General features: G+C 38.3%; 16 protein-coding genes. 11 read left to right on the forward strand and 5 right to left on the reverse strand.

Annotation, left to right across the window (positions count from 1 at the left end):
- Positions 1-4: 4 nt before the first annotated feature.
- The 11 genes from secY (at position 5) to OPU68_RS14355 (ending at position 11,191) form a co-directional block, all read left to right on the forward strand.
- Positions 5-1,384, forward strand: coding sequence for a preprotein translocase subunit SecY (gene secY / locus OPU68_RS14305; RefSeq protein ID WP_498474647.1), 1,380 nt, complete (start codon positions 5-7; stop codon positions 1,382-1,384).
- A gap of 8 nt (positions 1,385-1,392) precedes the next feature.
- Positions 1,393-1,608, forward strand: a complete 216-nt coding sequence (gene infA / locus OPU68_RS14310; RefSeq protein ID WP_027383300.1) for a translation initiation factor IF-1 — start codon at positions 1,393-1,395, stop codon at positions 1,606-1,608.
- 10 nt (positions 1,609-1,618) lie between these two features.
- Positions 1,619-1,735, forward strand: a complete 117-nt coding sequence (gene rpmJ / locus OPU68_RS14315) for a 50S ribosomal protein L36 (RefSeq protein WP_007839480.1) — start codon at positions 1,619-1,621, stop codon at positions 1,733-1,735.
- Positions 1,736-1,750: 15 nt separating this feature from the next.
- A complete protein-coding gene (gene rpsM, locus OPU68_RS14320; protein ID WP_034962838.1) occupies positions 1,751-2,128 on the forward strand; it encodes a 30S ribosomal protein S13 in 378 nt (125 codons plus the stop codon).
- Between the two features lie 12 nt (positions 2,129-2,140).
- Positions 2,141-2,530 carry a 30S ribosomal protein S11 gene (gene rpsK, locus OPU68_RS14325; protein WP_027383298.1) on the forward strand — a complete coding sequence of 130 codons (390 nt, stop codon included), beginning with the start codon at positions 2,141-2,143 and terminating at the stop codon, positions 2,528-2,530.
- 24 nt (positions 2,531-2,554) lie between these two features.
- The gene (rpsD, locus tag OPU68_RS14330; RefSeq protein ID WP_034962833.1) at positions 2,555-3,163 is read left to right on the forward strand and encodes a 30S ribosomal protein S4; all 609 of its coding nucleotides are present in this window, start codon (positions 2,555-2,557) and stop codon (positions 3,161-3,163) included.
- A gap of 31 nt (positions 3,164-3,194) precedes the next feature.
- Positions 3,195-4,190, forward strand: coding sequence for a DNA-directed RNA polymerase subunit alpha (locus tag OPU68_RS14335; RefSeq protein WP_498474648.1), 996 nt, complete (start codon positions 3,195-3,197; stop codon positions 4,188-4,190).
- A gap of 8 nt (positions 4,191-4,198) precedes the next feature.
- Positions 4,199-4,717 (forward strand): 50S ribosomal protein L17, encoded by a 519-nt coding sequence (rplQ, locus tag OPU68_RS14340; protein WP_034973042.1) that lies wholly within the window; start codon positions 4,199-4,201, stop codon positions 4,715-4,717.
- Between the two features lie 112 nt (positions 4,718-4,829).
- Positions 4,830-6,836, forward strand: a complete 2,007-nt coding sequence (locus OPU68_RS14345; RefSeq protein ID WP_498474649.1) for a glycoside hydrolase family 97 protein — start codon at positions 4,830-4,832, stop codon at positions 6,834-6,836.
- Between the two features lie 348 nt (positions 6,837-7,184).
- A complete protein-coding gene (locus OPU68_RS14350) occupies positions 7,185-8,561 on the forward strand; it encodes a DUF4403 family protein (RefSeq protein WP_498474650.1) in 1,377 nt (458 codons plus the stop codon).
- Between the two features lie 80 nt (positions 8,562-8,641).
- The gene (locus OPU68_RS14355; protein WP_498474651.1) at positions 8,642-11,191 is read left to right on the forward strand and encodes a M4 family metallopeptidase; all 2,550 of its coding nucleotides are present in this window, start codon (positions 8,642-8,644) and stop codon (positions 11,189-11,191) included.
- A 74-nt stretch (positions 11,192-11,265) separates the two neighbouring features.
- On the opposite strand, the gene deoD is transcribed toward OPU68_RS14355, so the two are convergent.
- The 5 genes from deoD to OPU68_RS14380 all read right to left on the reverse strand — a co-directional run bounded on the left by deoD (position 11,266) and on the right by OPU68_RS14380 (position 15,332).
- Positions 11,266-11,973 (reverse strand): purine-nucleoside phosphorylase, encoded by a 708-nt coding sequence (gene deoD, locus OPU68_RS14360; RefSeq protein WP_498474652.1) that lies wholly within the window; start codon positions 11,971-11,973, stop codon positions 11,266-11,268.
- A 255-nt stretch (positions 11,974-12,228) separates the two neighbouring features.
- Positions 12,229-12,933 (reverse strand): LytR/AlgR family response regulator transcription factor, encoded by a 705-nt coding sequence (locus OPU68_RS14365; protein WP_498474653.1) that lies wholly within the window; start codon positions 12,931-12,933, stop codon positions 12,229-12,231.
- Between the two features lies 1 nt (position 12,934).
- Positions 12,935-13,972, reverse strand: a complete 1,038-nt coding sequence (locus OPU68_RS14370; RefSeq protein ID WP_498474654.1) for a sensor histidine kinase — start codon at positions 13,970-13,972, stop codon at positions 12,935-12,937.
- Between the two features lie 66 nt (positions 13,973-14,038).
- Complete coding sequence (locus OPU68_RS14375; protein ID WP_498474655.1) at positions 14,039-14,356, reverse strand: DUF4907 domain-containing protein; 318 nt, start codon at positions 14,354-14,356, stop codon at positions 14,039-14,041.
- Positions 14,349-15,332: a Kelch repeat-containing protein gene (locus OPU68_RS14380; protein WP_498474656.1), complete on the reverse strand. Its 984-nt coding sequence runs from the start codon at positions 15,330-15,332 to the stop codon at positions 14,349-14,351. The genes OPU68_RS14375 and OPU68_RS14380 overlap by 8 nt, the downstream gene beginning before the upstream one ends.
- Positions 15,333-15,417: the final 85 nt, after the last annotated feature.

A 15,417-nucleotide genomic window follows, 5' to 3' on the forward strand; every position in this document is an offset into this window, starting at 1 on the left:
ACTAATGAAAGAATTTATACAAACACTTAAAAACATTTGGAGTCTAAAGGAGCTTAGAGATAAAATTGTCTTGACGCTTTTGTTGGTCCTTGTGTATAGATTCGCATCGTACGTTTCTCTTCCTGCGATCAACACTGCAGAAGTAGGAAACTTACTACAACATTACAAAAACCAAGGCGGGAACCAACAAGGTGCCGGCCTTTTAGGTTTATTGTCTTCTTTCACAGGAGGAGCATTTAGCCGTGCTTCTATTATGGCATTAGGAATTATGCCTTATATCTCTGCTTCTATTATTGTACAGCTGATGGGTATGGCAATCCCTTACCTTCAGAAGTTGCAAAAAGACGGAGAGAGTGGAAGAAACACTTTGAACCAGATCACCCGATGGTTAACGATTGCGGTTTGTCTTGTACAGGCACCTTCTTACTTAACCTCGGTAACGCAGTTTTTCTTACCTTATTCACAATTTGCATCAGCATATTACATAGATCCAAACTCTGTGATGTTCTGGTTGCCAAGTATCATTATCCTGGTAGCAGGTTCTGTATTTGCGATGTGGCTAGGAGAGAAGATTACGGACAAAGGGATTGGTAATGGTATTTCTATTTTGATTATGGTGGGTATCCTTGCGGATCTTCCAACAGCTTTTTATCAGGAAGTTTTGACACAGAATGGTAAAGGTGGATTGGGAAGCATCATGATTTTGGTAGAAATTATTTTCTGGTTATTGGTAGTTCTTTTAGCAATTATTTTATCGGTTGCAGTAAGAAAGATTCCAATTCAGTATGTAAGTAGAGCTCAGGCAAGAGGTGGCGTAAGCAGAAACCTGATGGACGGAGCCAGACAATGGATTCCATTGAAGGTGAATGCAGCAGGTGTAATGCCGATCATCTTTGCACAAGCATTGATGTTTGTTCCTGGATTGCTTACAAAAGTAGACGAATCGAATACATTTTTAGCAGGTTTCAAAAATGTTTTTAGCTGGCAGTACAATGTATTGTTTGCATTATTAATTATAATTTTCTCATTTTTCTATACGGCAATTACCATTCCTGTAAATCAGATGGCTGATGATCTAAAGCGTAATGGTGGGTTGATCCCGAAAGTAAGACCCGGAAAAGAAACGGCAGATTACCTGGATGATATTTTGTCCAAGATAACCTTGCCAGGTGCAATTTTTTTATCTATCTTTGCAGTCCTTCCGGCAGTAGTGCACGGAGCGTTTGTTCAGACAGATAGATTTGCCCTGTTTTTTGGGGGAACATCGTTGTTAATTATGGTTGGCGTTATCTTGGATACCGTTCAACAAATTAACACATATCTGCTGAACCATCATTATGATGGGTTGATGCAATCTAAATTATCAAGATCATCAAACCTTTAATAGAATAAATGGCTAAACAGAAACATATAGAACAAGACGGCGTGATCACGGAAGCACTTTCGAACGCGCAGTTCCGTGTAGAGCTGGAAAATGGGCACGTATTGATTGCCCATATTTCTGGTAAAATGAGAATGCATTATATTAAACTCTTACCTGGAGACAAGGTAAGACTCGAACTCTCTCCTTATGACTTAACTAAAGGGAGAATAACTTTTAGATATTAAAAATAACAAAATGAAGGTTAGAGCATCTATCAAAAAAAGAAGTGCTGATTGCAAAATTGTACGTAGAAAAGGCGTGCTTTTCGTAATCAACAAAAAGAACCCTAAATTTAAACAAAGACAAGGTTAAGAACCAAATTAAATTATGGCGAGAATTTCAGGTATTGATTTACCAAAGAACAAAAGAGGCGTTATCGGTCTTACTTACATCTACGGTGTTGGAAGAAGAACAGCTTCAGAAATTTTGAAAAGCGCTGGAATCAGCGAAGACAAGAAAGTCAACGAATGGAATGACGATGAATTGGCAGCAATCAGAACTTATATCTTGGACAACATCAAAGTTGAAGGAGAATTGCGTTCTGAAGTGCAATTGAACATCAAGCGATTGATGGACATTGGATGCCAACGAGGAATACGTCACAGACTAGGACTACCTTTAAGAGGCCAGAGAACGAAAAACAACTCGAGAACCCGTAAAGGAAAGAGAAAAACAGTTGCTAACAAGAAAAAAGCAAGTAAATAATCGTTAGGAATTATGGCAAAACAAACTAAAGTAGTTAAGAAAAGAAAAGTAAAAGTTGAGGCTATTGGTGAAGCGCATATTCAAGCTTCTTTCAATAACATCATCATTTCTTTAACAAATAAAGCAGGAGAAGTTATCTCTTGGGCTTCTGCCGGTAAAATGGGTTTCAGAGGTTCTAAAAAGAATACTCCATTCGCAGCTCAAATGGCTGCAGAAAACTGTTCTCAGGTCGCTTTCGAAGCTGGTCTTAGAAGAGTTAAGGTGTTTGTAAAAGGTCCAGGTGCTGGTAGAGAGTCTGCAATCAGAACTCTTCACAACTCAGGGATTGAAGTAAGCGAAATCGTTGACGTGACGCCTATGCCACACAACGGATGTCGTCCACCTAAAAGAAGAAGAGTATAATCTTTTAACCTCAAATCTAAAACAATGGCAAGATATATTGGCCCTAAAACAAAAATTGCTAGAAAATTTGGTCAAGCAATTTTCGGAGATGATAAAAACTTCGAGAAAAGAAAAAATCAACCACCTGGACAACACGGTGCAAACAAAAGAAGAGGATCAAAGAAATCTGAGTATGCAGTACAGTTGATGGAAAAGCAAAAAGCTAAGTACACGTACGGTATCCTTGAGAAACAATTTGCTAACCTTTTCGACAAAGCTCATAGAAGTAAAGGTGTAACAGGTGAAGTCCTATTGCAACTTTGCGAATCAAGATTGGATAACGTAGTTTTCAGATTAGGTTTTGCTAAAACCAGAGCTGGAGCTAGACAACTAGTTTCTCACAGACACATCACTGTGAATGGAGAGCTGGTAAACATTCCTTCTTATTTGCTAAAAGCTGGTGATGTAATTGCAATAAGAGAGAAATCAAAATCTCTTGAAGTAATTGCTGACGCTCTAGCTTACAAAGCAAATTATGAGTGGTTACAATTCAATGACGAGAAAAAAACTGGTACTTTTACGACTGCTCCTGAGAGAATTCAGATTCCTGAGGACATCAAAGAACAGTTAATCGTCGAATTATACTCTAAATAATAATTTTTTCAAATTTTTGCTCAACCAGACTATGGCAATTTTAACATTTATAAAACCCGATAAAGTAATCCTTTTAAACTCGACTGATTTTAAAGGTCAATTTGAATTCAGACCTCTTGAACAAGGTTTCGGGCTTACAATCGGTAATGCATTGAGAAGAGTTTTATTATCTTCTCTGGAAGGATATGCTATTTCATCTATCAAAATAGAAGGCGTAGAGCACGAATTTTCAACTATACCAGGAGTGATCGAAGATGTTACTGAAATCATTCTTAATCTTAAACAACTTCGTCTTAAAGCGAAAACTGAAAACCCGGGAAGCGAGCAGATTACTGCAAAAATCTCTGGTAAGGATGTTGTAACTGCTGGAGATCTAGGAGATTCAATCGTTAATTTTGAAATCCTTAATCCAGATTTGGTTATCGCAACTCTAGCTAAAGATGTAACGTTTGAAATTACTTTCAACGTAGAAAAAGGAAGAGGATATGTTCCGTCTGATCAGAACAAATCAAACAATGCTCCTGTTGGGACTATTGCTATTGACTCTATCTTTACACCTATCAAGAAAGTACAGTATAGTATCGAAAATTACCGTGTAGAGCAAAAAACAGATTACGAAAAATTAGTATTGGATATTGAAACTGATGGATCTATCACTCCTCAGAACGCTTTAACAGAAGCTTCTAAGATTTTGATCTATCACTTTATGTTGTTCTCCGATGAGAGAATTACACTTGAAACTGAAGCTGTAAAAGCTTCTATCCAATACGATGAAGAAACCCTTCACACAAGACAACTTCTTAAGTCAAAATTAGCAGATATGGATCTTTCTGTAAGAGCCCTAAACTGTCTGAAAGCTGCTGAAGTAGAAACTCTTGGAGAATTGGTATCTTTCAGTAAATCTGATTTGATGAAATTCAGAAATTTTGGTAAAAAATCTTTAACAGAACTTGAAGAATTGGTTCACTCAAAAGGACTTAATTTCGGGTTTGATGTTGCAAAATATAAGTTAGACGCTGATAAATAATCCTTACAATGAGACACGGAAAGAAAATAAATCACTTAGGGAGAACAGCCCCGCATAGAAAAGCAATGCTTGCTAATATGGCTTGTTCACTAATTGAACATAAAAGAATCAACACTACTGTTGCTAAAGCGAAAGCTTTAAGAGTTTACGTGGAACCACTCCTTACAAAAGCTAAAGAAGATACAACTCACAATAGAAGAACAGTTTTCTCTTACCTACAAAGTAAAGAAGCTGTGACTGAATTGTTCAGAACTGTAGCTCCTAAAATCGCTGAAAGAAACGGTGGTTACACAAGAATCATCAAAACTGGTTTCAGACTTGGTGATGCTGCCGATATGGCAATGATCGAGTTGGTAGATTTCAACGAAATCTACAATCCAAACGCAGAAGAGAAGAAAACAACAAGAAGAAGTAGAAGATCTACTGCAGCTCCTAAAAAGGAAACTGCTGCTGTTGAAGCTACTGAAGCTAAAGTTGAAGAAACTCCCGCTGCTGAAACTTCTACAGAAGAAAAAACTGAAGAATAAGAATTCTAAGTTTTTAAATATAAAACCATCTCTTTTTAGGGATGGTTTTTTTTATGGAGTAATTTCAATAGTGTATTTTTGTAGATATATACAAACCTTAAAAATAGTATTAATGAAATTACACCGCAAAGATCTGCTCAAGATCTTCTGTCTGTTTGTCGTGTTGTTCGGATTTTCACCGATGACATTCGCACAGACACTCAAGAATAATATAATCAAATCACCCGATGGGAAAATCGTCTTGGAAGTAGGATTGGACAAATCCAAGATCTATTACAAAGTTTCCAAAGAAGGAAAATCGATTTTAAATCCATCATTTCTAGGATTTGAATTGAAAGATGGTTCGCTTAAGGACAATCTTTCGGTCAAAAATATTTCACATTCTAAGTTTGATGAGACTTGGAAGCAGCCTTGGGGCGAAGAGATCGAGGTACGAAATCATTACAACGAGATGAAAGTCTTGGTTAAGGACAATTCAAAGCTTTCAAGAGAATTCATTATTGATTTTAAAGTGTTTGATGATGGTTTCGGTTTCCGATATGAGTTTCCAGAGCAAAATAATCTGAAGGAATTTGTCATAATGGATGAACTCACGGAATTCAACTTCCCGGAAGATCACAAAACCTGGTCAATTCCTTACAATACAGAATTCTATGAAGGCTTGTTCAAGTCCAATCCAATTTCAAAGTTAGACACAGTTGCGACACCATTGACAATGGAAACCAAGTCAGGCTTATTTCTGACCGTTCATCAAGCAAACCTAACGGATTACGCCTCAATGAATCTTGCGAAAGTTGGAAATTCAACCAAACTGAAAAGTTATCTCACACCTTGGGCGACTGGCGAGAAAGTATTTGCGAAAGCGCCTTTCAACACACCTTGGCGAACAATAATTATTGCGAATTCTGCAGGTGACCTGATGCTTTCAAGATTGATGCTAAATCTCAACGAACCAAACAAACTTGGTGATGTTTCCTGGATCAAACCTGGCAGATACATCGGCATCTGGTGGGCAATCCATATGGAAAAATACACTTGGAAAGCCGGATCAAAACACGGTGCAAATACTGAGAATGTCTTGAGATATATCGACTTCGCTGCGAAACATAAGTTCTCAGGCGTTTTGGTCGAAGGCTGGAACAAAGGCTGGGAAGATTGGAAAGATTTCAAGTTTACAGAACCATATCAGGATTTTGATATCAAGAAAATCACAGATTATGCGAAGTCTAAAAATGTGAAATTGATAGGTCACCACGAGACTGCTGGAAACACTGTGAACTACGAAAACCAAATGAGCGACGCTTTTGATTATTACAAAAAATATGGTGTTGATGTCGTGAAGACCGGTTACGTTGGCGGAAAATTGGATGGCAAACAACCACACAGCAGCCAATACGGCGTTCGTCATTACAGAAAAGTCATTGAAGAAGCAGCGAAGCACAAAATAATGATAGACAATCACGAACCCGTAATGCCAACAGGTTTGCAGAGAACACTTCCGAATCTGATGACGCAGGAAGGCGTGAGAGGTCAGGAATGGGACGCTTGGTCCAAAGGTGGTGGCAATCCACCGGAACATACGACCATCATCCCTTTTACAAGAGGTTTGGCTGGTCCGATCGACTTTACGCCCGGAACTTTCAACTTTACCAATACGGTTTTGCCCAATACGAAAGTTCATACTACTTTAGCCAAGCAATTGGCATTGTCGGTTGTGATTTACAGCCCTTTGCAGATGGCCTCTGATATGATTGAAAGTTATGAGAACAACCCTGCTTTTGAGTTCATCACATCTTGCCCGACAGATTGGAGCAAAACGGTAGTTCCCGATGCGAAGATTGGAGAGTTTGTAACAATTGCCAGAAGAGACAAAGCGACTGACAATTGGTTCCTAGGAAGCATCACCAACAAAGATGCGAGAACTGTAAAATTAGATTTGAAGTTTTTGGATTCAAATAAAAAATACAAAGCCAAGATCTTCCGGGATGGAAAAGGTGCAGATTACGAAACGAATCCTTATCCAATCATCATCGAAGAGAAAGAAGTGGACAGCAAAACTATCTTGTCAGTTGACTTGGCGAGAAGTGGCGGTGTTGCGATTATTTTGACGAAGCTTTAATATTAAATTTTAAAGTGGGAAAGCCACAGAGTGGCAACCTGTTAATAGAAAAGAACCGAACAAATATAAATTAAGGTCCAGAGGAGCGAACTGTAAAAAATTCTCGTGTGTTATCATAAAAAGACACGAGAGTTTTGTTCAAAAGACACGAGAGTTTTCATTAAAACACACGTGTCTTTTACAGAGCCTTTGCAAACGTCCTATTCATCGGACTTGCAGGAGGTCATTTTATTCAATTAAAAAAATTATAAAAACAACAAAAAAGAGAGTAGGATTTCCCGGCTCTCTTTTGTTTTTCTCATCAATAAAACCATTAATTTTGCGTTTTAAATTTCATTAAAAACATTTATGAATCCAGTTCGAAAGTTTGTCGCCATCTTTTTATTAATGGTAAGTTTCATCGCCTTTTCTCAGGCAGAAAAGCTAGTTTATACTTTACCCAAGATCAAGTCAAACATCACTTTGCCCGTTTCGCTTCCCATTTCGGAAATCAATAGTTTGATCAATCAATCCGTGAAAGGTGTTTTGTATGAAGATCAGTCTTACACGGATAATAACAACGATCAGTTCAAAGTGAAAGTCGAGAAGCAAGGCAATATTGCTATAAAAGCTTTGACAGGAAATCGATTGATGATCTCTGTTCCGCTAAAAATATGGGCAGACAAAGGCTACGGAACTTTTGGGTATTATGCTTACAAAGACACGAATTTCAATTTGATAATGAATTTCATTACGACTATTTCAGCAGCATCAGATTGGAGATTGAATACAAAAACCACGACGGCAGGATTTGCCTGGACTCAAAAACCTGTTTTAGATTTTGGGAAAATTAAAATTCCGATTGCACCTTTGATTGAGAGTACATTGAAAGAACAACAGAATAAATTCACAACAATTATCGATCAGCAGATTAAATCCCAATTCAACCTTCAGCCATATCTGGTGATGGCCTGGAATCAATTTTCAAAACCAATTAATGTTTCGGAAGAATACAATACCTGGCTGAAGATATCGCCTCAAAGCACTTATATGTCACCACTGCAGGTTTTTCAGGATAAAATCAAAATGACAATTGGAATCGATCTGTATTCCGAAACGTATGTGGGCCAAGTTCCGTTGGCGACAAGAGATGTCAATACGGTTCCGAATTTTACATTAAACCCAAATCTTCCAAACATTTTCAATCTACAGACTACTGCTCATATTAGTTTCGATGAAGCCACTAGGATCGCTAAACAACAATTTCTAAACAAAGAATTTGCGATGAGCAGCGAAGATAAAAAGGTTAAGATTACGGATATTTCGGTTTATCAGGAAAAAGAAAATATGGTAATTGAGGCTCATACGACAGGCGAAGTCAACGGAATCGCTTTCATCAAAGGAAAACCGTTTTATGATGCTGCGAATCACAAAATCAAATTGGATGTCACAGACTTCAATCTTAAAACCAAAAATTTCTTTCAAAAAGCTTTGACCGTTTTGTTTGAAGGCAAAATCCGAAGAATGATTGAAAATGATTACGGCATTCCACTTCTCGATATCGAGAATTCTTCCAGAAAAAGCATGATGGACAATTTCAACAAAGAATATGTGAAAGGCATCAAATTGCAGGGAAATGTTCTGGATTTGAAACCGACACAATTTTTACTTTCGGAAAAATATATTACGATCATTATAGATACCAAAGCGCAGTTGCAAATGAATGTGTCGGGATTGAGTTTTTAGCAATTTCTTGTTATTTAACATTTATCGTTAGTAATAATGCATAGAATAATGGGTATATTTGTTTTCAGTAAAATTTAAAAATGAAGAAGACAGTAACTCTACTCCTTGCACTAGCTTATACTTGTGGTTTCGCTCAGGAATCTAAAGAATTGGCAAAGCTCAAAAAACAAACAAACGCTAACGTTACAATTAGTAACAGTACTTCTAATCCCAACTTTATCCTTTTCGGAAATGCCAATGCGCTCCAGTTGAAAGCTTCCGGTGCGAAAGCAAAAACTGCGGAATTCTTAACAGAAAATTTTCAGGCTTTTAATCTGAAATCAGTTAATGATTTGATTTTTGTAGAAGAAACTACAGATAATTATGGATTGAAAAATGTGACATACAGACAGCAGTACCAAGGTATTCCTGTTTATGACGGTGTTCTGAAGTTTCATTTTAATAAAAAGGAAGAATTGTCATCCGTCAACGGAAATGCAATTTCGAATATTAAAGTTAATGTGACGCCGGACATTTCTGCAGCAGAAGCAGAAAATATCGCAAAAAGTTTAGTTTCAAAACAGGATCTTAATAAGTCTAACAAGCCTTTGCAAACTGCAAAGAACAACTTGCTAATCTTCCCGAAAAACTTAGTTCAAGGCGGCGTTGTAACTTCTTATCTTGCTTACGAAGTAGAAGTTACCAATAAAGTAGATGTCAGAGAATTTCTTTTTATAGATGCTCATACCGGAGAATTGGTAGAGCAGTTTACAGGAATTCACCCAATCGATAGAAAACTTTATGAAACCAATACCAATGCTGCAAATCTCAAATGGAAAGAAGGCGATGTTTTTCCGGGAGCACTCAGCATCTGGCAGCAGAATGAAGTGACTACTTCTGAGCACGTTTACAATTTCTTCAAAAATGCATTCGGATATGTTTCTTATGATGCCGCAGATCACACGATGATAACGGTAAATAATGATCCTACGATCTCTTGTCCTAATGCAAGATGGAATGGGACCTATGCTGGGTATTGTGACGGCACGGCTACAGATGATGTGATTGCTCACGAATGGGGACACGCTTATACAGAATATACAAGTGGCTTGATTTATCAATACCAATCCGGCGCGCTCAATGAGTCTTACTCCGATGTTTGGGGAGAAACTATCGACTTGATTAATAATTATCAGGATGAAGGCGAAAATCTAAATGTGAGAACAACCTCTTCCTGCACAGGATCTCAACGTTGGAAAATTGGAGAAGATGCATCGGCTTTTGGCGGCGCAATCCGTGATATGTGGAATCCTAATTGTAATGGCGATCCGGCGAGAGTTCTGGATTCGAACTACTATTATTGTGGAACTGCTGATAGTGGTGGCGTACATACAACGTCTGGTGTAACCAATCATCTCTATTCACTTCTTGTGGATGGAGGAACTTACAATGGCTATACAATGACACCGCTTGGATTTGTAAAAGCAGCTCATCTTTGGTGGAGAGCTCAGAAGAATTATTTGACGGCTACCAGTGATTTTGCAAATTTTGCAGATGCTTTGGAAGCAGCAGCTAATGATTTAATTGGAATCAATCTTCAGGGATTATCTACTACCGGTACGGCCGCTGGATTATCCGGACAGATTCTTAATGCTTCAGACCTGCAAAACATCAAAAACGGAATTCTGGCAGTGCAGTTGAGATCTTCTCCTGCAACGCAATGTAATTATACACCGCTTCTGAAACCAGTTCCGGATCTTTGTGCAAGCGCAACTTCTAATCCTTTGTTCAAAGAAACGTGGGAGAACGGTTTAGGAAACTGGACGGTTTCTAATGTGCCTACAAAACCTTCAACTTGGGAAGCAAGAGACTGGACTGTTAAAGATAATTTACCAAAAGGAAGAACAGGAAAAGCAATTTTCGGTATAGATCCTATCAACGGAGATTGTGCATCAAACCTACAAAACGGTATTCTTCGTCTGGAAAGTCCACAGATTACGATTCCGGCTTTCTCTGGCGGAAAATATGAAATGGCTTTTAACCACTATGTGGCAACAGAATCAACGTGGGATGGCGGAAATATTAAGTACAGTTTAAATGGCGGTGCTTGGACACTACTTCCGATAGCGGCATTTACTCAAAATGGATATAATAGCACTTTGGACGGAACATCCAGCAACGATAATCCTTTGAAAGGTCAACGTGCTTTCACAGGTACAGATGGCGGTTCTCTTGGCGGAAGCTGGGGACAAAGCGTCATCGATCTTTCAAAAATCGGTGTGGTTTCAGGATCTAATATCAAATTTCGTTTCGAATTGGGAACTGATGGCTGCAACGGAATTGAAGGCTGGTATTTAGATGAGATCTATGTTTACAACTGTTCTACACTTGCTGTGGAAGATGCTCAGAAACAAAACGGAATCCAGGTTTATCCAAATCCAACTTCTGGTTTTGTAACGATTCAGAACAGTAAAAACTCAAACCTGAAAGATGTCGAGATTTATAATGTTGCAGGACAGTTGATCCAAAAATTCAATGTGAATAATGCTAAGAATGCTTCATTGGATATGAGCCAATTGCAGAAAGGAACTTACATCCTGAAAGTCAACTCAGAAACAGAAAGCAACTCTGTAAAAGTGATCAAGAAATAATTCAAGATCTTTAACCAATAAAAAAACGCTTATGAATCTCATAAGCGTTTTCTTATTTCATTTATTAAAGTTCATTAAAACTTCAAAGCTGTTTCCAGTGAAAGCTCCATCATCGTTCTCAAAGCATTTTCTCTCTGGTCTGCAGAGATAAATTCTTTAGTAGGAATAATATCAGAAACAGTTAAAATCGTTGCTGCATTTTTACCCAAATGTTTAGCATTGGCAAACAATGCAAAAGCTTCCATCTCTACTGCCGGACAATGATGTCTCACGGCAATTTCCGGAACAGCAGGATCTTTTCTGTAGAAGATATCGCTGGAATGGATGTTTGTTGCCTTTGCATCAAGTCCTAATTCTTTCGCGGTTTCATTAATTTTATCAAAAGCAGAGCCTTGGTTGGCGATGATATCTTCCTCAATTCCCCACGCAAATTTCGCGTAAGTACTTTCACTTGCGGCATTCTCTACGTTCAGGATGTCAAATAATTTCAAGTCCGGCGTGTAAGCCCCACAAGTTCCGATTCTGATTATCGTATCAACTTCATATTCTGTAAACAATTCGAAAGAATAGATTCCGATACTTGGGAATCCCATTCCGCTGGCGCCAACGGTGATTTCTTTGCCTTTGTAAAGTCCTGTGTAGAAAAAAATATTTCTCGTTTGGCTTACCAGTTTTGCATCGATCAGGAAATTATCAGCAATATATTTAGCTCTCAACGGATCGCCGGGCATCAAAACGGTTTTCGCGATTTCTCCTTTTTTAGCACTAATGTGAACACTCATATTCAATGATTTTTTAAGACCGTGAATATAAAATTTATATTCCGATTACTGAAACCGATTTTTAAGAAAATTGGATCGCATTCCGGGCGCGGGCGGTTCGGTCACTTCACTTGGGCGGTCTCGTCAAGTCACGGGGGCGGTCTGGTGACTCATCGGGGGCGGTCCGGTGTGACGGCCGATCCAGAGAGACTTACAGAAGGCATTAATTCGAGGTCGAATCAAGCAGAATATTTCTCCGAAAATCAGTGAATTTGATTACTTATATCTTTCAATAATTCCTGTTAAAAAAGGCTTGTACTTTTCACTCACAGGAATCCTTTCGTCGCCGATCATAATGCTGTTTTTCCCCACACTTTGCAAATGCCGAAGTGACACGATATGAGAATTATGAACCCGGATAAAGTTCTCATAATTGATCTTTTCCATTATCGATTTCATCGTTTGATGCACGATCAGCTTGCGGGTATTGGTGTAGATGATGATATAATCCTTCAGCGCATTGATTCTTGTGATCTCTTCGAGATTCAGTTTTACATCTTCATTATTGGATCTTACGAAGATGAAAGATTCTCTGACAGCAGCAGTCGTTTCCTGTAACAGTTTTTTATTATTTGTCAGATTATAGCTTTTATAAGCCGCCTTCAGGAACCGTTCGAAAGAGAAGGGTTTCAATAGATAATCTATCACATCCATTTCGAATCCCTGGATAGCGCAATTGTCATAAGCGGTTGTTATGATGACATTCGGGAGTTTGTTGAAGCTTTTCAGAAACTCAATGCCGGAAATGTTGGGGAGATTGATGTCCAAGAAAATTAAATCAACGCTTTTGTTCTGTAAAATACTAATGGTTTCCTGGATGTCGTAGCAGTTGGCCACAAGATTCAGAAAAGGTATTCTTGAGATATATTCCTCTATTACATTGTGTGCTAATTCTTCATCATCTACAATTATGCAATTCATGCTAGTCCAGTTGAAGGGTTAGGTTAATTTCGTATTCAGAACCATTATCGTTTATATCTAATTTATATTTTTCGGGATATAGCAGGTCCAGTTTCATTTTGGTGTTCTTGATACCAAGTTTATTGTTGTCCGTTCTTTCACTCGGTTTCGTTTCGTAGAAATTCTTGACATTGAAGTTAAGCTCATTGTCTTTCAGATTAATCAAAATATCCAAAGGTCCTTTTTTGAAATCTGCATATTTGAAAGCATTTTCCACAAAGGTCAGGAGAAGCAGTGGCTCGATCTTGTAAGCTTCGAAGTTTCCGTAGAACTGCCAGTTGATATTATTAAATTTATTAAATCGAATGGATTGGATTTCGATGTATTTTTTGATATTAATGATCTCATCATTCAGATTATTTTTCTGTCCATTCCTGTCGTTCAGGACGTATCTCATAATATCAGACAAAATCAATATAACCCTTGGCGTATCTGTAGACTGAATGATGGAGAGAGAATAGATACTGTTCAGCGCATTAAAGAAAAAGTGAGGGTTGATCTGTTCCCGAAGGATTTTCAGTTCGCTGGACTGTCTTTCAAACTCCAGTGCTTTGATCATTTTCTGATTCTCCAGCCACTTGTCTACAAAGAAAAGCAGTGTGCTGAAAATGATAGAGAAAAGCCCTATTTTGAAAAAAATATCATGGAAACTGAGTCCATGTTCAAATGGCTTCATCATCCTCCCGGGTCGAGGGAAATCTTTTGGCGGAAAAGGTGGATGATTTGGCATAAAGAAAACAAACGACCCAATGTAGAATATGATAAAAGTGATAACAATCGTGACTCTTGTTCTTGGTGTTTGCTTGATAATAAAAGGAAGCAATACACCGTAATTGATGTAAAAAATGGAAATAAAAGCGAAGAAAAGCTTTATGTTTGTAAAAATGAGAAAACTTCCGAAGACGGAATAATCTACAATAAGTTTGAAAAAGATAAGAATAATCCAAATCACACAATGGTAGATGTAGATGGTTTTTATTCTTTTGAAGAGGCTTTTCATAATGCTAATTTATTCTTTTTTTTAACTACAAAATTCCTCCGATAAAAAGTATCGAAGGAATTATTATTAATATTTTTGGATCCCGAATTCTATCTTCATTGAGTCCAGTTCATCTATCGAGATCCTAGGAAATGATGAGTTCCCTATTTTTCTTACCACCAGCTCAGCCGTTTTGCGAGCCTGCAAACTGTCTTTGAAAACCTGCTCTCCAGGAATTGCCGGAATATAGGGCTGAGTGATGAATATTTTTTTATCTTTTATAATCTGATAACCATAGCCTGTTTTCTCCTTGGTGATCTTTATATCAAGCGTATCATTGTTTTTCTGACATCCAATGGTTAGCAATCCAAAGATCAGAAGTAAGTTTCCAAAAGATTTAGTCATCTTCGTTTTCAGTTTCTGTCGGGTGTAAAACCCAGATGTCATCAAAGTAAGAAGAGCCGCTGTTTCCCGTCAGCACATAACCATAAGTCCCGAATGAAAATGCGCAGGCACTCTCTCTTGAGGAACCTTCAAAGGCTGTTCTCTCTGTCCAGTCATCTGTGTAAGGATCGTACTCCCAGGTAGAACTGGAAACACCACTTACAGATCCTGTGGAAACGTAGCCCAATCCATTGGCCGAAAAAGCTGCCGGGGAAGATCTGTTTTGTGAATCGTCATCATTACTGGTGTTAGCTTTCCTTGTCCAGGTTTCTGCAGAAGGATCAAACGCCCAGAAGTCGGAAACCAGGCTTCCGTTATTGGTTCCGAATCCAACATAAGCAATGCCATTGATCACAAATGCAGCTCCGTCTCTCCTTTTGGATCCGCCAAGACTTACAATGCTGGTCCAGGCAGAAGCAGATTCATCATATTTATAGAAATCCTTTAATTCACTGCCGTCGTATCCTGTTCCTACAAAACCTTTATTACCAACACCGAAGGCAAGTGCAGCATATCTTTCTGATCCCGGAAGATCATCTATCTGAACCCAGGAATTGGCGGAAGGATCGTATTTGTAGAAATCTTTTAATTTGTTGACGCCGTCATATCCTGTTCCAACATAGCCAAATGATGTGGTTGCAAAACCAACCGCCGAACTTCTCTTCACGCCAGGGAAGTCTGCTTTCTGTGTCCAGGAATTAGCATCGGGATCGTAGCTCCAAAGATCGTTGTAGTAATATTCGCCATCGTATCCTCCGGTTAAATATCCTTTGCCGTTTACCACAAAAGCAGAAGCATTGGAACGTGGTTTACCATCCAGATCGGAAACCCTTACCCAATTTCCTACCAACTCATCATCATCATCGTCATTATTACAGCTTGATAATAAAAACATCCCTGCAAAAGCAAGAAGTAAAACCGAAAGTTTTTTATCCATTCTTATTTTTTGATGCAAATGAATCTCATTCTGAGGGTATCTGAAAATTTTTTAGACGAACACGCTTTTTTTGTCGTTAAACCGT

The sequence above is a fragment of the Chryseobacterium sp. TB1-D10 genome (genome assembly GCF_059803555.1).